At 37.4% G+C, this 19626-nt stretch carries 9 protein-coding genes; 1 reads left to right on the top strand and 8 read right to left on the bottom strand.

What is annotated here, in order from left to right; genetic code table 11:
• Nucleotides 1-41 precede the first annotated feature (41 nt).
• From TERY_RS25685 to TERY_RS18315, 8 genes are all read right to left on the bottom strand, one after another.
• The gene (locus TERY_RS25685) at nucleotides 42-4403 is read right to left on the bottom strand and encodes a condensation domain-containing protein (RefSeq protein WP_011613194.1); all 4362 of its coding nucleotides are present in this window, start codon (nucleotides 4401-4403) and stop codon (nucleotides 42-44) included.
• Nucleotides 4400-12055 (bottom strand): type I polyketide synthase, encoded by a 7656-nt coding sequence (locus TERY_RS26450; RefSeq protein ID WP_011613193.1) that lies wholly within the window; start codon nucleotides 12053-12055, stop codon nucleotides 4400-4402. The genes TERY_RS25685 and TERY_RS26450 overlap by 4 nt, the downstream gene beginning before the upstream one ends.
• 95 nt (nucleotides 12056-12150) lie before the next feature.
• A complete protein-coding gene (locus tag TERY_RS18345; protein WP_011613192.1) occupies nucleotides 12151-13344 on the bottom strand; it encodes a glycosyltransferase in 1194 nt (397 codons plus the stop codon).
• Nucleotides 13345-13514: 170 nt separating this feature from the next.
• Entirely contained in the window at nucleotides 13515-13721 is a 207-nt protein-coding gene (locus TERY_RS18340) for a hypothetical protein (RefSeq protein ID WP_011613191.1), read from the bottom strand.
• 365 nt (nucleotides 13722-14086) lie between these two features.
• On the bottom strand, nucleotides 14087-14272 hold the full coding sequence (locus TERY_RS18335; RefSeq protein WP_155994487.1) for a hypothetical protein: 186 nt from the start codon (nucleotides 14270-14272) through the stop codon (nucleotides 14087-14089).
• A gap of 986 nt (nucleotides 14273-15258) precedes the next feature.
• Nucleotides 15259-15549 (bottom strand): hypothetical protein, encoded by a 291-nt coding sequence (locus TERY_RS18330; protein WP_011613189.1) that lies wholly within the window; start codon nucleotides 15547-15549, stop codon nucleotides 15259-15261.
• A gap of 733 nt (nucleotides 15550-16282) precedes the next feature.
• A complete protein-coding gene (locus tag TERY_RS18320; protein WP_052845836.1) occupies nucleotides 16283-16498 on the bottom strand; it encodes a transposase in 216 nt (71 codons plus the stop codon).
• Between the two features lie 324 nt (nucleotides 16499-16822).
• On the bottom strand, nucleotides 16823-17503 hold the full coding sequence (locus TERY_RS18315) for a methyltransferase domain-containing protein (RefSeq protein WP_011613188.1): 681 nt from the start codon (nucleotides 17501-17503) through the stop codon (nucleotides 16823-16825).
• Nucleotides 17504-18018: 515 nt separating this feature from the next.
• Between TERY_RS18315 and bchB the strand changes: the two genes are divergently transcribed.
• Nucleotides 18019-19545 (top strand): ferredoxin:protochlorophyllide reductase (ATP-dependent) subunit B, encoded by a 1527-nt coding sequence (gene bchB, locus TERY_RS18310; RefSeq protein WP_011613187.1) that lies wholly within the window; start codon nucleotides 18019-18021, stop codon nucleotides 19543-19545.
• The last annotated feature ends 81 nt before the right edge of the window (nucleotides 19546-19626 follow it).

Genomic DNA, 19626 nt, shown 5'->3' with positions numbered 1-19626 from the left:
AAGCAAAATAAATTTTGTGTTTTTTCCTTACTCCCTATTATCTATTTTTGAGAACGGAGTTTTTTCCGCATATTACCCCTTTCACTTTTCTTAGAGAGACGTTTAGTTAAACGCTTCTGATAACTAACTTGGCTCTGTTTGTTTGATTCTGCTGTACCGCCATTGATAATAAACTGACTTAATGAATAAACTGTAGGGTTAGCTAGCAAGTCAACAACCTTCAAGTTATTCATATCAAATATTTCTTGTAACTTGGCATACACCTGAATTAGTAGTACAGACTTACCTCCTAATTCAAAGAAGTTATCATAAATCCCAACTTCTTCTATTTGCAGTACCTCTTTCCAAATAGCAGCAATCTTTTGCTCAGTCTCATTTCCTTGTTGTACAATTTGAGAACCACCATCTTTCTCAGGGTTTTGTAACCGTTTCCGGTCTATTTTTCCATCAGATGTTAATGGTAATGTGTCTAACTGGACGAAAGCATAAGGCATGATTTGACTGAGAGTACCAAAGCGATCGCGTACTTCAAACTCTGACAACTGACTTAAAGAAAACTCTGTTGTCTTAGAAGTAAAATAAACAGTCAACTGTTGTAAGCTCTGACAACTTCCTTTTCCATTCTCAATTTGACTCTCCAATATTTCTAAAACATACTTACCATCCCCTCCTTTTGTGGCCACAAAAGTTCGAGGTGATGCTGTCACATCAGTCGTCAGAATAGGTATTCCTAACCTTTTGGCTAAACCTATTCGCGCAGGTTTCCCTGTCAGACCTTTAGGAATAGCATTCATCCAAACTAAGCATTCTGGCAAATACTGGGTTTCCAGTTCTTTTTGCTTCATAGCAAACTGACGTAATGCTGCTAGAGTTGGTCGTGTCTGGTTGGGAACTGGTACTATTGCTGCTCCCACTACTTCACCAAAAAGTTCATGGGGGGCAGCAAATACAACCACCTGACCTACTGCTGGATGACGCTGCAATACATCTTCCACTGTCATCGGACTAATTTTTTCCCCTGCTCGGTTAATAATTTCTTTGAACCGACCTACCAGATAAACATAACCATCTTTATCTTTATAACCCTTATCCCCAGTCCTTAACCAACCGTCAATAAAGGCTTCCTTATTAGGATTATAATCCATCCATTCCCTTAACTCATATCCAGCAGTCACACAGGCACCTTGAACCATTACCTCCCCCTCAGCATAAGGTTCTAGCACACTTAGAACTGATTTGCCTTTTCCATCTAGTTTGACATCTCCAATAATTACTTTCGGACCAGCAGCGCGACCTACAGAGCCACGCTTGAGTAACCCCTTACCTACTTCTGGACTACAAATAGGCATAGATTCTGTCATTGCATAGGTAGGCAATACTTCACATTTAAATGCTTTTGCCATCCGGTCGGCAATAGCTGGTAGCAGTGCTGCGGAACAGTTACGAATTAAACGCAGAGAGTGTTCAGGAGCTTTACCTGTTTCCGCTAATGCTTGTTCTGCATATTCCAAAATTGCTTGGTGCATGGTTGGTACAGCAGAATACCAAGTTACTTTCTTTCTATCGCTTCCCTCGTCCGGTTTCAACCACTCAAAGAAATCACTTACTCCTTTTTCTGTTGCGTATAACCCTGGCATGCAAAGTACACTAGCACCAGCTAACAGTGAGGCCAGAATATTAACAGAAAGACCGTGAATGTGGAACAAAGGCATGATATTGATACAGGTATCTTCTGGAGTTAGTTGTATAGTCTGACTAATAGTTAAAGAACCTGCTGTTAAATTCCCATGAGTCAAAGGTACTGTCTTGGGTTTTCTTGTTGTACCGCTAGTATGCAGCACTAAAGCTATATGGTCACGAGTAGGTTTATTATTACCTTCTGTTATTGGTTGATGCTCTTCCTTATTTGTAGTAATTTCTTCCAAGCTAAATAAGCCACATACTGAAGCATCAGGTATTAGCTCAATAACCCGCACCCCTAAACTTTCCGCACAAGCTTTTAACTTTGCATTATCACTACTGTTAGCTTCTCCCTTTTGCAATAACAAAGCTACTGCACCCAGGTCTTCCAACTCAAACTGAACTTGCTTTTCCGTCAGAGAAGTGCTAATAGGTGCAAACACACACTGTTGTGCTAAGGACAAAAATGCTATTGCTGCTTCTGGTCCATTGGGAGTAGCAGCACATACACGGTCAGTTATTTTAATCCCCAAATAGCTGAGACTGGCCTTGTCTGGCGGTGACTGTACAAAATCTTTTAGTTGTGCATGAGTAAGAGGTTTACGACCGTCAGTGCTATATATCGCTGGTTCATTTGTACCTGGTAATAAATCTGCCCAAGTTTCAAATTCTACAGATGCAGCAACCTCGTCTACCTCAGCAGGGGTAGTATCTGCAATATTTTCTTCGGCAATTTTTAAGTCTTTTGTGTTATCCTTACCATTCTTTTCTACTGTTGTTTCCTGAATTACTGGTATAACTGGGTAAGCTTGTTTGCGCTGCACAACTACCGCCACTTCTTCTATTTCGGGATGCGATCGCAGTTTTTCTTCCCAACGATTAATTAATTCTGAGTCAATAACTTCTAAACTTGTTAAAGCAGTTTCATCTATTTCTCCAGATTCTGTTTTTGGTAGAGTAGAAACAGGTATATAAGCATCAGTGAGAAACTCGGAAGATAGATGAGATTCTAGGAAAGATTGTACTTTCTCTACAGAATAATCATCGGTAATAACCACATAAGCAACCAGTTGATTATCCCTAGTCAAAACAGCAGACTCTTTAACTTCAGAAATAGATTTTAAACCAGTTTCTATCAGATTTATTTTTCTTGATTGACTGTGAATCTCAGTCTTACGTTTTGCCAGATTTTCTGATATTTCTAAATCATTTATTTGTGTCTCTGGAGCATTAATTGCTTTTTCTAGAAGCAACAAATAGGAATCTATTAAAGCTGTAATTGTTTCTTCTTCAAATAATTCAGGATTGTAACTAAAAGACCCTTTTAGCTCCTGTTCAAATTTTAATAAAAGAAAGAACAAATCTATATCTGAAGGGAACTTTTCCTCTATTGAAGTTCCTGTCAAATTAGGATATTCGATCTTATCTTCTCCTCCAAAGTCAATATAGTCAAAGAAAATCTGAAATAAATTTCTATATTGTTGATTGTTTTGCTGATTCAGGAATTCTGCTACAAAGTTGAGAGGAATATGTTGGTTGGCATAAGCTTTAATGGTAATTTCTTTAACTTTGTTAAGTAATTCTTTAAATGTAATAAAATTATCAGATATTTTGGCTCGTAATAGGATAGTATCAGTAAAGTAACCAACGGCAGATTGTAGTTTATGATGTAACCTTCCCGAAACTGGGAGACCAACAACAATATCCTGTTTTAGAGAGTATTGAAATATCAATACATAAAACACTGAAAGGAAAATAACTACAGGAGTAACACTATATTGATTACTTACCTTTTGCACTAAAGACAATATATTATTGGGTATTGAAAAAGTCTTCTTAATAGCTTTAAAGCCTGGAGATACTTGAAAAATATCAGATGGTACTGGATATAAAGTAGAAATATCTGCCAGTTCTTTTTTCCAAAAATCTATTCCCTTTTGTAACACCTCTCCTTGTAGCCACTGTCGCTGCCAAACAGAATAATCTCCATATTGAATATCTAATTCTTCTAAAGGAGATGGTTTTTTACTCAGATAAGAATCATACAAAAGTATATGTTCGCGAAATAAAAAATTGTGAGATAAACCATCACTAATAATATGATGAGATACTAATAGCAATACTCCTTCTCGCTCGCTACATCTGAAAAGTTTTACGTTTAACAGTGGGCCTTCAGATAAATCAAAATATTGTTGGGCTTCCTGTTCAATAGCCTCTTGAATTACACTTGCTTGCTCAGTCTTACTTAAACCTTGATAATCTACTACTGAAATCTCAGAATCTAAACTAGGAAGAACCACTTGAATTAATGACCCTTCAGCAAAACTAAAAGTAGTCCTCAAAGTTTCATGACGACTCATCATTTCATTCCAACTTTTTTGTAGTAGTTGGACATCTATTAAACCTTCAATTCTTAGGGCTGTAGAAACATTGAGATTCAGCTTATTTCCCATTAACTGATCTATAGTCCAGAGACGCTCCTGTTGATAAGTAACTGGCAAATCTTTATCCCTACCAACAGGAACTAAAGGCACAGATGTGGCACTAATATTACTACTCTTTTGCTGAAGTAACTGGAGTAATTCGAGTTTATTTTGGGATAATAAATCACGAATTTCTGCTGTTAGTGTCCCCTTGGGAGCGCGGATTTTTAACTCATCACCTTCAGCCCATAATTTAATGCCTTGGCTAGAGATTTGAGACAGAATTTGGGTCAGTTTCATAGAGTAATTTCCTCCATATCTTCATCGATTTCTTCAGTTGGTGAAGTATTTGAGTAACTAACTTGTTCTAACAATAGCTGCTCAGATACTAGATCGACTATTTCCGAAATACTAATACCTTCAATTATTGTTTGCATAGGTATATCAAATCCCAATTCCCTTTGGATGAGATTCCGTAGCTCAACTGCCATCAAAGAGTCAAGTCCCATAGTAGTTAATGGTTGCTCTATATCCATGATTTTGCCAGTTGTTGTGCCAAAAATATTAGCTACTTTACCTTTGAGGTAATCCACTAACATTTTTTCTTGCTCCTCTGATGAGGATTCTTTTAGTTGTTCTAAAAGCCTAGTTTCTGTGCCTATAACTCCCGCAACAACTCCCTCCCAATCTGCTAAAAACCTCCATTGGGATGCTCTTTCTTGCCACTTTGACCAATCAATATCTACTACTGCTACCTCAGTGTTAGCGTTACTACTCATTAACACTTCTAGAGATTCTAATACCTCAGTGGGAGTCAAAGCAGCTATACCCTGTTTTTGCAACCTCACATCAGCACCTCTTTCTGCTGCCTCTCCCACTTGGGAAATAGTACTCCAATGAATACTTAATCCTGGTAATCCTAGAGAGCGACGATAGTGAGCTAAACCATCCAGAAAAGCGTTAGCTGCTGAATGATTTGCCTGAGCAGAGGAACCAAATAAAGATGCTACTGAAGAGAACACAAGGAAAAAGTCTAAGGATTGATTTTGAGTCAACTGGTGTAGATACCAACTACCCTGAACTTTGGGAGCCATGACTTGCTCAAAACTTGACCAGGTTTGATTTTCTAGCACCCCATCTGATAATACACCCACTGAGTGCATTACCCCTGCTAATGGTGTGCCTGAGTTATTAATCCTCTCTATCACTCCTTTCATCCCTTCCCAGTCTGACACATCTAATGTTTCTACTGTCACTGATGCCCCTGCTGCTTCCAATTCGACCAGTTTTTCTTTGACTACCTCATTCGGTGCCCGACGCCCCAGTAAAACTAAGTGTTTAGCTCCTTTGGACACCATCCAACGAGATATTAGTAAGCCTAAACCGCCCATACCTCCTGTAATTAAGTATGCAGCATCACCACGGAAACTTACTGGTTTGTCTGGTTGTTTTGGCTGAGTAACGACAATTTTTCCTATATGTTTAGCTTGCTGCATATAACGGAAGGCACTGATGACTTCCTCTATGGGGAATACTTTTAATGGTGTTGGTTTGAGTAAGCTATTGGAGAAATCTGCTGTTAACTCCTGCAACATGGAATTGATTAATTCTGGTTCTTCCTGAGACTTTCGCAGCAAATCTACTATAGAATAGGATATATCTGGCCTTACTTCTGCTACTTGGCTAGATTTCCATACCCCCCGCTTGGCTATTTCTATAAACCTACCTTGAGGACTGACTACTGATAAACCTTTCCTGACAAAATCTCCTGAAGTTAGGGAGTTCAGCACTATATCCACCCCTTGCCCTTCGGTAAATTCCATTACCTGGTCGGCAAACTCCACAGTCCGGGAGTTCATAATATATTTGACTCCCATTTTCCGTAGAGTTTCCCATTTAGGAGGACTTGCTGTCGCAAAAACTTCTGCACCTGCTTTTTGAGCTATTTGCACGGCTGCCATACCTGTACCCCCGGCTGCTGCATGAATCAGGATACGTTGGCCTTTAGTAATCTTGGCAATGTGATGTAAGGCATAATAAGCAGTTAAGAAGTTAGCTGGTATTGATGCTGCTTCTTCAAAAGTTATATTTTCTGGCTTCGGCACTACATAACTAGCATTGACTGTGACATATTGGCTGAAGCTACCCTGAGCCATAGCGATCGCCATATCTCCTACTTCTAATCCTTTGACTCCTTCTCCCACTGCAACTACATAACCACTACATTCTACCCCAAATCTATTGATATCTACCAGGTGTTTTTGAGACACGCCGTCTACTTCATCTGGTACTAATCCTAATGTTGCTACCAAATCTAGGAAATTCAGTCCTGTTGCCATGACTTGAATTTCTACTTCCCCTGCTGCTGGAGCATTTCTGTTAATCGGCTCTAAAATAAGCTTGTCTAAACTGCTTTTTTCTGATATGCCGAGTTTATATGGTTGTGATGGTATTGTCAGTCCCCCTGTTGCTACTCGCTGATGATGACTGGCTACTAATCGAGCTACATAGCGTGAATTCTCCCGTAATGCTACTTGGTCTTCTTTATCCTCTGACCAGATTTCATTAAATAGTAGGTTGGCATTACTCTCGACAGTTGCTTCTGGGTCTAAATCTATACGAACACAATTGAGTTCTGGATGTTCTAAGTTAATAACTTTCCCCATTCCCCATAGGGAAGAATGACTGACTCCAGGAATCAAAGGACTATTTAACGGTACTGGTTGAGATCCTGAAGTAACTAACCATAACTGTGGCAATCGCTGTAATCGACTTTTAAGTAAGGCTTGCACTAAAAATAATGTTGTTCCGCATCCCCATCGAGATAAATCTTTTATTTCTTTTGTGGCTGCAAATTCTGTTGTCCAGCATTGCACAACTCCAGACAATGCCGGTGACTTATCTACCACTGCTGTCATCAGTTGCTCGTAGTCTTCTGGGCGATCAGGATTAATAGTAAACTCTTCTGGAGTGATTTGTTGATATTTCTCACCAGCAAATACTACAGTACAAACACCTCCAAAAGACTCCAGTTGTCTTGCTAAGTGTTGGCCAATTCCTTGTTTATCTGCTAGGATCAACCAACCCTTTGCATCTGGTACTGAGGCCGTTGAGTCTGCTTGAGCAATAATAACAGATTGCTGAGATAATACCTGTGGCATTCCTTCTACTTCTGGCAAGGTGGCTACTTCTGTAAACCCTGTTCCCATCAATACCTCTTGCCACTGAGAGCGACTCAGTAATGGATAGTCTGGTCGTATGTCTAGATCTTCAAATCTCCACCATCCTTCCAATAGTCCGAATACTAAATCTAGCCATCGTTGACGGCTTGTAATTTCAAATAATACTAATATCCCACCTGGTGCTAGGAGTTTTCGCACATTAGACAGTATTTCCTTGATATTAGTTGTTGCATGAAGGACGTTAGCTGCAATAATCACATCATATTGATGAGCATTATAGCCTTGAGTTGTCGGGTCTACTTCTATATCTAATGTCCGATATTCTACATAAGGATAATCCTGGAATCTTTCTTTGGCTTTTGTAGTAAATAAGACTCCCAAGTCTGTAAATACATACTCTGTATTAGTTTCTGGTAGAGTCGGTAAAATATAACTGGTCGTTCCTCCTGTTCCTGCTCCTATTTCTAATAACCTTATCCCTTGATCCTTTGGTAACTTCTCAATTGCTGTAGCAATAGTTTTTTCTACTAAGGAGTTCATAAATTTAGCGAGGGTGGAGTCTTGATATACCCTGGTAGCCGCAGTCAAATCTCCTGATGGAAACACTAACTCTACTGGGTCTGTTGCTCCTTGCAATACTCCACTTAGTTCCGTGCCACAACGGTTTAATAGTGTTAGCTCTGCTGCTGCTTGGGGATACTCACTCAGGAATTTTTCACCTTTTTTCGGCCCTTGTTCTTCACTGTTGTCTAATGTTTGCACTACATTCCACTCATCTGTACCAACAACTGGCTCAATTATTCCTGCTTCTCCTAACATTTGTAGCATTCGCTTGAATAGTTGTTTTTGACTTGGTACTATACTTAGCCGTTCTATTTCCTGTTCACTGTTCAACTTATCTCCTACTTTGTAATACCACCCCAGTTCCTTAATTGCTTGGAGTACATACTCCAGGCTTAACTCTTCTAATTTTCCTGGTATTTCTTGATAGCTTTCTAGATTCGCCTGAGCTATTAATTCTCTTATGGTTGGTTGTAGTTGCTGTTCTATTTTTGTTGGTGCCAGCAAATAATCTGGTGGTAGTAGTCTTCCCAAGCGACCTTTGCTTCTCCATTCTATTTCATACAGCAAGTCTTTAATTGTTTCTTGTTTGCTTCCTAGTAAGGCTTCTTTACTTGCTGCTTTTACTCGTAACCCTGATATTTTCCCAACTATCTTTCCTGTTTCGGTGCTGAGGATGACGTTTGCTTTCCAATTTCCTCCACCTGTTCCATCTACCACTCCGTAAGCATACATTGACTCCTCTGGGCTGCTGTAGGTTGTTAATTTTTCTACACCTACTGGCAGATATGTGGTTTGATTTTCGTTTTCTGCTTCTGGCAGTGCATTGAATATTACTTGCAGTGCTGCATCTAATATAACTGGATGTATGTTATATTCCCCCATTTCTCCTGCTAGTGCTTCTGGGATAGCGAGTTTGGCTAATGCCTGATTTTCTCCTTTCCACAGTTGTTTTATCCCTTGGAAGCTTGAACCATAGCTAATTCCCATGGACTGACAACGTTGATAGTGTTGTTTGATTTCTATGGAGCGATCACACTCTCCTAAATATTTCTCTATATCTAATTTTTCTTCTTCTACTTGTTGTGCTGCCTGCTGTATTTTTCCGGCTACATGGAGTACCCATTGTTGAGTTCCTCCCTGTTGCTCTTGAGAAAATATTTGGAATTGATAGGTTTGATTTTCTTGGGGAGTTAGTATAGTCTGAACTGTTTCTACCTCTCCCTCTAGTAATACTAAGCCTTTTTCTATCCTCAGGTCTTCTACTTCTATCCAAGAGGTTTTATACTGGTTTTGCCCGGCTGCTAGGGCTATTTCTAGGTATCCTGTTGTCGGGAATAGAGGTTCGTCAAATACCCTGTGGTCTTTCAGATATTCTGGTTTTTCTGCTCCCAAGAATGATTCAAATATCTGCTGTTGACCTGCAATATTTATTTTGTAACCTAATAATGGATGAAGTTCCTTTACTGTTTGCTGTTTACTTAATAACTTTTTCCCATATCCATTTTCTTCTACCCAATAACGTTCTCGTTGGAATGGATATGTGGGTAATGCTACTTTCTGACGACTATAGTCGGAGTCAAACCCTGACCAATCTACTTTCGCTCCTTGTACATACAACTCCCCTAAACTTGATAACATCTGTTGCCACTCATCTACTCCCAGACGCAATGATGGTAACCAAACACCTACATCTTTAGGCAGACATCGGCGACCCATACCCAACAATATTGGTTTCGGTCCGACTTCTAAGAAAATTTCAACGCCCTGTTTCTGTAAAGCATCCATACCTTCAGTAAACCTGACTGGTAGACGTACATGATCTACCCAATATTTGGCTGTTGTGATGCTTTTATCTGCTATTGTTCCCGTGACGTTAGATATCACTGGAATCTCTGGTTGATGATAAGTTAGTTCCTTAGCTACTGCTTCCCATTCCGCCAACATTGGTTCCATCAATGGTGAATGGAAGGCGTGAGATACCTGTAATTGTTTAGTTTTAATTTTTTCTGACTCTAAACTGCTGACAATTTCCCTGACTGCTGTCGCCTCACCAGAAATAACTACACTTTTTGGTCCGTTTATTGCTGCGATGGCTACTTTTTCTGCATAAGGTCTGAGGAGCTTTTTCACTTTTGCTTCTGATGCCATCACAGCTACCATTTCTCCACCTGCGGGTAACTGTTGCATTAACCGTCCCCTTGCTGCAATCAGTTTGAGACCATCTTCTAAACTAAAAATACCTGCTACTGTTGCTGCTACATATTCACCAACACTGTGACCCATAACTACATCTGGTTTAATTCCCCAAGATTCCCATAATTTAGCTAGAGCGTATTCTATTACAAATATAGCAGGTTGGGTATAAGCTGTTTGGTCTATTAAAGATGAAACCTCTTCCTTTTTTATAGTGAGATTAGGATAAAGTACATCTAGTAAAGAAACTTCTAGATATTTTTCCAGAATTTTACTGCACTGGTCAATAATTTTCTTAAAAGTAGGTTGAGTATCGTATAACTGCCTTCCCATTTCAGCATATTGGGAACCTTGACCAGTAAAGAGAAAAGCTATCGTCTGAGTGTCTGAATTTCCTGTAAATACTCCCTGAGTCGCATTATCCTGGAGAAAACCTGCTAATTTTTGCTGTAAATCCCTCTTTGACTCTGCTACTATTGCTAATCTTTTTGTAAAATGTGTCTGACCTTTATTAGCGCTGAAGCATATATCTGATAGCGATGCTTCACTGTCTAATTGTAAATAAGTTTGATATTTTGTGGCTAATTCTCTCAGTGCTTTCTCTGTCTTCGCTGAGAGAGTTAAAATCTCTTGTGGACGCTCTAAAGTATCACTTAAATTAATTTTTACTTCTTCTAGAGGTTCTTCCAATACAATATGAGCATTAACGCCCCCAATACCAAAAGAACTTAAACCTGCACGTCTGGGAATCTCTTCTCCTAACTCATTTTTTAATCGTTTCCACTCTTGATTTTCCTCTATGATATAGAAAGGAGTATCTTTAATCTTAATGCGTGGATTCAATTCCTTGAAGTTGAGAATTTTGGGGAGCTTTTTATACTTCATTGCTAATAATACTTTGATTAATCCAGCAATTCCAGCAGCTCCTTCTAAATGTCCTATATTACTTTTAACTGCTCCTATACCACAGTAGGGTTTCTCTGTTTTTTCGACTCCATACTGCTGAGCAAGTTGCTTGTAGGCTCTTTTCAAAGCATTAATTTCTATTGGGTCTCCTAATGGTGTGCCTGTTCCATGAGATTCTATATAAGATACTGTATCCGGAGAAATATTAGCGTTAATGTAGGCTGAACGAATTACTTTAGCTTGGGCGTAGACATTAGGAGATGTTATAGTTCTAGCTTTTCCTCCGTGATTAATTGCACTCCCTTGAATTACACCATAAATATGATCGCCATCTACTATAGCTTTTGTTAGAGGTTTTAATAAAACTACTCCAGCTCCTTCTCCCCTCACATAACCATTGGCATCGCTGCTAAATGTTCTACATTGTCCTGTTGGCGACAACATCCCTAGTTGACTCATCTGGATGTATGTTGTTGAGGTGAATAACACACTTATACCACCTACCAATGCCATTTCACACTCTGATTCTTTGAGAGATTTAAGTGCATAATGAATAGCTACCAGTGAGCTTGAACAAGCTGTATCTATAGGAATACTTGGACCGTGCCAGTTAAAAAATGAAGAGATACGGTTGGGAATCATACAAGTCCAGGTTCCTGTTCCACTATGACCTTCTATATTTTCTTGATTTCGGTTCATCAAGAGAATAGAGTCATAATTACAAGCACCCATAAAAACACCTACATCTTTTCCTGAAAGCTGAGATGGTGAATAACCCGCGTCTTCTATACAAGACCAACTCAATTCCAATATAACTCTCTGTTGTGGATCTACCTTTCTTGCTTCTCTAGGAGAGATACTAAAAAACTCGGCATCAAACTCATCTATTCCTTCTATCAACCCTGCCCATTTACTTATCGTCTTATTTTGTTGATTAGGAATAGGAGCATAATACTTTTCTGCTTCCCACCTTTGGGAGGGTATTTCACTTATACTATTTACTCCAGCTTCCATATTTTTCCAGAACTGACCATAGTCATTTGCTCCTGGAAATCGACATGCCATGCCAATAATAGCTACTAATTCCCTCTTTTGTTGTTGTTTCATAGAATCAACTCAAATATTTCATTTTCCTACGTTTTAGGTCTTGATTTATAATCTTTACTGATCTGAGCCTTAGTCTGGAAAAAATCAGCTTCAATTTATCCAGCTTCCTGAGCTTGCTCTATTAACCCCATTTTCTCTAAAGACGTTGATTTTGAGTCATTAATAATACTCAAAATATCCCAAGCTACCCTTGACCAACTGTAATGTAATTCAGCTAGCTCGCGTCCTGTTCTTCCCATCTCTTCACTCTCCTCTGGTCTCGACAATAAGTAGTCTATCTGAGTAGCAAAGGCATCAGGGTTTTCGTAGTCTGTAATTACAATACCATTTTTACCTGGAACAATTACTTCAGGGTTTCCCCCCCTGGCAGTAGTAATCGTACATAGTCCAGTTGCCATAGCCTCGTAATGTACCCTAGCTAGAGGTTCTTCCCACTGAGATGCACATATAAATATATCACCTAACAGAAAGTAATCCGCAATTTCAGATGGTGAAATAAAACCTGTCATCTGAACTGCTGCTCCCAACTTTTCTGCCTCCGTTTTAATTTCACGGACATAATCATTTTCATTATTGTTACCATACCATTTACTACCTACTAACAATAATACAGCAGATGGGTGTTTTTTGATTACTTTAGTGATCGCAGGTATTAACAGATGTGGTCCTTTTTTATTTGTTAACCTACCCACACAAAGGATTACTTGTTTACCTTCTAAACCATGAGCTGCCAAAATTTCTTTTCGTTTTTCTTCTCCTAATTTTGTCCACTTAGGCTGAAAGCGTTTCAGGTCTACTCCCGCATATACAGGTTGTAGCTTATGTTTATATTCTGGAAATAACTCGCAAATACCATTAGCAATAAATTTACTCACTGTGACTACTTTTTCTACTCGCTCCAAACATACAGTTGCAACTTCAGGTTCAATCTTTTTATCATGGAACATTTCGTTGTGCATACTCAGTAGAAAGCGACTACTTGGGGCAGCCTTAGCCACTATAGGTAAATATTTAGGGCGATTATATATTACTATCCAATCAAATTGTCTATTTGCTACAAAATTTGCTACAGCTTGATAGTATTCCTCAGAACTTTCTCTACCGGCACGTTCATAGCGAATATTTTCTCTAGTTTCCCTATCTGGTAGTTCTGGATCTGCCACTGAGAACACTGTAATTTCATGCTCTCGTTTTAGGTAAGGTAAAATACCATCTATATATGTTTGAATAGCTCCACCTCGTATACAAGGTACTGGTAATTTTTCTGTACAGACTAATAGTATCTTCACTTGGTATATTTCAATTCCTTGTTTATCTGAGGTGCTTGATTTATTTTTTGTTTGAGTTATTTTAGATACCCTTAAAAAAAAGGGTATTCTTTCTTTCTAAGTAGCTGTTCCGAGTTACTATGAGTTAACAACTACTGTAAATCTCAATCTATTAATCAACCTAATCATCTTTATCTTTTCTTTTTAACTACCACACATATAGGTTGTGCATCTTCTAAAATTTCACCTTGATCTTTAAGTTTGGTAATTGTTCGCCTCAGTTTGTCAAATACCTTGCCTTTTCCTTTAATCAATTCACTATAGTCGTCCTTATCTCCTGAAAGTTCAAGAATAATGGTGTTCGCTTCTTGGACTGCAGTTTCTTGAGATTTTACCATGTTTTCTTTCTCCTCATCAAAATTTTTAATTGAATGCTATCACTGATTCACAATCGAAACTCTAATTTCGGATATGAATGCCCTCCGCGGACTAACATATTTACTAAAATAGTTAATTCAAAGCGACCATTCTTAGGCAATGCTTTCAACTAATTTTTTTAGTAACTAGGCACATTTTTTGTAGTCCTCACCTATAGAAGATTTGACTTTTTGTTGATTCTTTGGCGTTACTGAATCAAGGAATGAACTCTCCAAAACTTGAAGCAAGATTAAAAGGAGTCTTTTTTTTTTAGTAGATTTTCCGAATTACTCTTGGTTAACAACTACTCTGAATCTTAATTTCTTAACCTAATAATCCTCCTTCTCTATTTCTGTTTGAAAATGACAATTATAGGTTGTATTTTTTCATCCACTTCAGAAGAATCATTTTTGATTTCTTCTATTTGATACTTTATTTTCTTGAATAACTTACCTTCACCACGACGCAGATCCTTAATATCGTCGCTGTCTGCTGACATTGTCATAATAATAGTATTTGCGTTTTGATCCATACCTATTCTTTCTCCTGACATTACCATTTTTGATTTCTCCTCATCAAATTTTTTAGTTAAATACTACCTATTCCAAAATCTACTCTGGAAGTAGCATAACAGGAAAGAGCAAACGCATCCAACATAGAGTGTTTGTCACATAATGCTAAACACTATATACATATATATTGGGATATAGTCAACTAGTACAGTTAGTACAGTTAACAGTAGTCTATTGATAATTAACTACAGTAGACCTATCAGATGCGTTTGCCCTATATCAAAATATTTTTAAAATATTTTTAGAGATTGCAGTTGAATTTTTATACTAAATTCTTGATTTCGATTTTAGTATTTTTTTACTTAATACTTTAGCAGTTAACTACAAGATAAATAAACAATTTACTTAAATTGTAGTACTTAGACTTATAGGTTTTTTCTTTCTTCTCTGATTGCTATACTGAGTGTAACATTATCAAGGGATAAAATAACTAACACGCAAGATAATATCAATCACAATTTCTTATGCAACTTATAAATAAAGCTTTTAAAACACTTGAAATTATACCAACCTAAGATTAAGACCATAACATGACTTAAGCAAAGTCACTGATTTTAGTACAAATATCTTACTTATATGAAGCACTCCATACATAAATATAGTGTACAGGAGCTAATACAATAAGATATACAGTTCTTGTTATTTCAAGTTTTTACTTTACTAATACTACTCGAGCAGCATAGTTATTTATCAAAGTCACTGATTTCAGTAAAAATATCTTATTTATATCAAGCACTCCATACATAAATATAGTGTATAGGAGATAATAAAATAAGATATACAGTTCTTATTATTTCAAGTTTTTATTTTACTAATACTACTCGAGCAGTATAGTTATTTATCTTAGCTGGTGCTGTTTTTTTAGATTAGGGCTGATAGTATTACTCTCTCATACTTACTCATAATAGAGTAGGTTTTCTTTTAACCTTATTAAGGAGAATGGAACTTAGAATGGAATTTTAAATTTACCTAGAGCCTTTGTAGTATTTTTAGGCAAATCTTTAATCCAACCATCCCTTTTCTTGGAATTAGAATTTTCGTGAGAGTCCCGGTATGTAGTAGTTACTTTATCAAATTGCTTAGCAAGATTAAAGATCGGCTTCTCTACCATTCCTAGAGACTGTTTTTTCTTTTTCTTCTTGCTCTTTCCACCAGATATTTTATCTGGACTACCACCAAAGTCACTATCACTACGCAAGACAGTCACTGACTTTGCTTTCTTCTTGTCACTGGCCATATTTATAATTCTCCTTGTATACAGAATTATTTTACACTATACACTAAGTTACTGTTTTGTGATCATGTTTTGTACAAAAAATTATTGACTTAGAAGCAATACAAATTTTTCTGTACTATAAAATGATGTTAAAGCATTTGAATCCTTATGTCAAGTGTATTATCACTGGTCCATTTCATTGATTTCATTTCATTGATTTTGTTAGGCCTTGTTGCATGAAATTTGGGTTTTCAGCCAACCCCTTGACTCGAAATTAGCTAGATTTCAACCCATATAGCTTTTAGGTTTACCTATTCGAATCATAAGGTTTATCATGGCACATTGTATGGATAACTCCACTGCCTGAGCATCAAATTTGAGTCTTCGTAACTTCTCTCCAAATATCACTTTGAGCCTAAACATAATTAGTTTCATATAGGGAAGGTCGATGGTAGCTTTACGTTTCCATTTCCGGGGTCCTACTTTTCTGATTCTGCTGAGGTAGGCTTTCATCTCTGGGATCAGGTAGGCTTTAATTACCTAGTTGACTTATTACCTCATTTGTATTTGGTGGAACTGTTGCTTTTGCTCCTGGTCACCTAGCTTTTTCCTAACACTTATACTTTTCTTATGGACCGTCTCCTAATACTTAGGCTATTTATCCATCTAGTCCACCTAACAGCTCAGAAAATACTTGGTCATCACTTATATCATTAGTATTCACGACCCCACTACCTCGCTCCCACATGGTTTCCTACCCTCCCAGATGTAATTTACGCCATGTACGCCGTTTACTGACACCATGAACTCTTGTCTTCCTTGGTCTTCCCCCATAAACTTTCACTCTTGTATAATTTACTACTAAATGAAGGGGTTCATTAATTTTGTAAAATTGCACTTGAACATTCAGTTTTGCCAAGCGATCGGATATTACAGTGCCATAGCCAGGTACCGGTAAATCCAATTCCATCTAGTCAAATCTATACTCTACAAAACTTTTGCTTTGTTTTCCGGAAAGACTAGACAATAATTGTAGAGTCACCATAAATTCAATAATTATCATGAACTATATACATTGTCTTTGCATAAGTCCTGAGTATAAAAGACTATAAATGAGTAGCAAATTTTTCTTTGCTTTTTATTCTATGGCTTCTAGTTCATCTCCAATAATCAAACATTTAAAATAGTTATAGTAAAAAAGGCAACAGGGAGTCAGGTGTAGGGATCAAATCCTTTTTGCTAAACCAAAGTATCCTCAACTTCTAACTCCTATCTCAAAAACGTCAATTTTTTTTTAAGTCTTCAAACAATATTCAATGCAAACTTGTTTAATCTTCTTTTCCCCCACTTCCGATAAGAATACATCCCGCTGAACTTCTTTTAACCCTAAGTTAATAAATTCGCCAAGTTCTTTCTCTGATAAAGCCCAAGGAGGACCATCAAGCATAGCATCATACTCCCGTATGCGAGTAATTACCAAAAGTGTACCCCCACTTGCCACTAAAGGAACAATAGATTTAATAACTTGCGATCGCATTTCTATTGGCAAAGCCTGAATAGTCCGCGACTCCAATACTAGATCAAATTTACGATGCCATTGAGCATCTAAAGCCAACAGATCAGCAACTAAATAGTTAACTGAAGAATTAGGAAATCTTTCCTGGCACCAAGCGATCGCCTTAGTTGAAATATCAAAAGCCGTCACCTGAAAATCCAACTTTGCCAAAGCTTCTGCATCATCCCCCAGACCACATCCGATCACTAAAGCAGTGCGTCCTTTTCCTTGTAGTTTAGAAATATCTAACCACTTTTGTAGATAGGGATGTGTAGTTAAACGCGCCCAAGGTATTTTTCCAGCATTACCTTCAGCTTCAGAATATAAAACATCAAACCATCCAGTGGGATTTGTTTTTTGTGATTCAGTTGCCAACTTCTTTACTTTTTCTTGAATATCTTCTGGTTGTTGTTCAATCATTATATTTCCTAACCTAATTTTTTATCCTTAATTTTACCCGAATAAAGTCAAAAATATAGTTTACTTTTAGTAAGTATATTTCTCCTCTTGCCTATTAGACTTTTCCCTAAATACTTATTTGGGAATAGCGAGGTAATAGTTTTAGGTAAACATTCAATAGCTCAATGCTTAAATATATCCAAACTAAAAAAAAATCAACAATAATTAAGTTAAAAAACTATCCCCTATAATTAAATATCAGAACTTTACATATATTTTATAAAAAGACTCAATTTTCTATATCTAAACCTAAAAAATGTCAAGCTTTTCTGTCCTCAATTAACACAATTTAACTTAAAAGTTAAAAATACTTAAAGAAAACAAAATTTTATTATTTTACTGAGAAACTTAAGTTTCTAGTTAATAAAATAACCTAAAAAAAGATTGTTCAAAAAGTCCCGTTAAATTAATATCAAAACTTGAGACAATCAAAGAAACAAATTCATAATTGTTAATGAAAAAATGGAGAAAATTATATGAAATTAGCTTACTGGATGTATGCAGGCCCGGCTCACATTGGTACATTGCGTGTTGCCAGTTCTTTTAAAAACGTTCACGCCATTATGCACGCTCCCCTTGGAGATGACTACTTTAATGTCATGCGTTCCATGTTAGAAAGAGAAAGAAATTATACCCCTGTGACTGCCAGTGTAGTTGACCGGAATGTATTGGCGCGGGGTTCCCAGGAAAAAGTAGTAGATAACATCATCCGCAAAGATAGAGAAGAAACTCCAGATTTAGTTGTTCTTACTCCCACCTGCACTTCTAGCATTTTGCAAGAAGACTTAGAAAATTTTGTTGAACGTGCTTCACAGGATACTAAAGGTGATGTAATGTTGGCAGATGTTAATCATTATCGTGTCAATGAGTTACAAGCAGCAGACCGTACTTTGGAGCAAATTGTTAAATTTTATATTAAAAAAGCGAAAAAGAAAGGGGACCTTCCAGAAGGAAAAACTGAGAAACCTTCTGTAAATATTATTGGTATTTCTACCCTTGGTTTCCATAACCAACATGACTGCACTGAGTTAAAACGATTGATGGCAGACTTAGGTATTGAAGTTAATGAAGTCATTCCTGAAAGTGCTTCGGTTCACAATTTAAAAAATCTGCCTCGTGCTTGGTTTAACCTTATACCTTATCGAGAAATAGGGTTAATGGCAGCTGAATATTTAGAGTCTGAGTTTGGCACACCTTATATTGATATAACACCTATGGGTGTGGTGGAAACTGCTCGTTGTATTCGGAAAATTCAGCAGGTGGTTAATGCTCAAGGTGCTAATGTTGACTATGAGGAGTTTATTGATAATCAAACTTTGCATGTTTCTCAAGCAGCTTGGTTTTCTCGTTCCATTGACTGTCAAAATTTAACAGGTAAAAAAGCGGTGGTATTTGGTGATAATACTCATGCTGCTGCTATGACGAAGATTTTGGCGCGGGAAATGGGTATTCATGTAGTTTGGGCAGGTACTTATTGTAAGTATGATGCTGACTGGTTTCGGGAACAGGTGAGTGAATATTGTGATCAGGTTATCATTAGTGAGGATAATGGGGAGATTGGAGATGCGATCGCTCGTGTGGAACCTTCGGCAATTTTTGGTACCCAAATGGAGCGTCATGTTGGTAAACGTTTAGATATTCCTTGTGGTGTTATTGCTGCACCTATTCATATTCAGAATTTCCCCATTGGTTATAAACCGTTTATGGGTTATGAAGGTACTAATCAAATTGCTGACTTGGTTTATAATTCCTTTACTTTGGGAATGGAAGATCATCTATTAGAAATATTTGGCGGACACGATACTAAGGAGGTTATTCATAAAGGAATTTCTGCTGATTCTGATTTGAATTGGATGAAGGAAGCAAAGGCAGAGTTGAATAAAGTCCCTGGTTTTGTAAGGGGTAAAGTGAAGCGAAATACAGAAAAGTTTGCTAGAGAACGTGGTATTCTGGATATTTCTTTGGAAGTTATGTATGCGGCAAAAGAAGCTGTTGGTGCCTAGTTAATTTTTGTTAGTTTTAGGGTGGGAAAAACCCACCTTCTATGCTCAAACAATCTCGGATCGAGAATCAAGATTAAAATT

The organism is Trichodesmium erythraeum IMS101 (assembly GCF_000014265.1).
Classification (GTDB): Bacteria; Cyanobacteriota; Cyanobacteriia; order Cyanobacteriales; family Microcoleaceae; genus Trichodesmium; species Trichodesmium erythraeum.
The sequence above is the reverse complement of the archived record's forward strand: the minus strand, read 5'-3'. Positions and strand labels throughout refer to the sequence as shown.

Excerpts from the sequence above, each read along its gene's own strand:
- TERY_RS25685 (WP_011613194.1), bottom strand. The coding sequence starts at position 4,403 with ATGAAACTGACCCAAATTCTGTCTCAAATCTCTAGCCAAGGCATTAAA.
- TERY_RS26450 (WP_011613193.1), bottom strand. The coding sequence starts at position 12,055 with ATGAAACAACAACAAAAGAGGGAATTAGTAGCTATTATTGGCATGGCA.
- TERY_RS18340 (WP_011613191.1), bottom strand. The coding sequence starts at position 13,721 with ATGGTAAAATCTCAAGAAACTGCAGTCCAAGAAGCGAACACCATTATT.
- TERY_RS18335 (WP_155994487.1), bottom strand. The coding sequence starts at position 14,272 with ATGGATCAAAACGCAAATACTATTATTATGACAATGTCAGCAGACAGC.
- TERY_RS18330 (WP_011613189.1), bottom strand. The coding sequence starts at position 15,549 with ATGGCCAGTGACAAGAAGAAAGCAAAGTCAGTGACTGTCTTGCGTAGT.
- TERY_RS18320 (WP_052845836.1), bottom strand. The coding sequence starts at position 16,498 with ATGGAATTGGATTTACCGGTACCTGGCTATGGCACTGTAATATCCGAT.
- TERY_RS18315 (WP_011613188.1), bottom strand. The coding sequence starts at position 17,503 with ATGATTGAACAACAACCAGAAGATATTCAAGAAAAAGTAAAGAAGTTG.
- bchB (WP_011613187.1), top strand. The coding sequence starts at position 18,019 with ATGAAATTAGCTTACTGGATGTATGCAGGCCCGGCTCACATTGGTACA.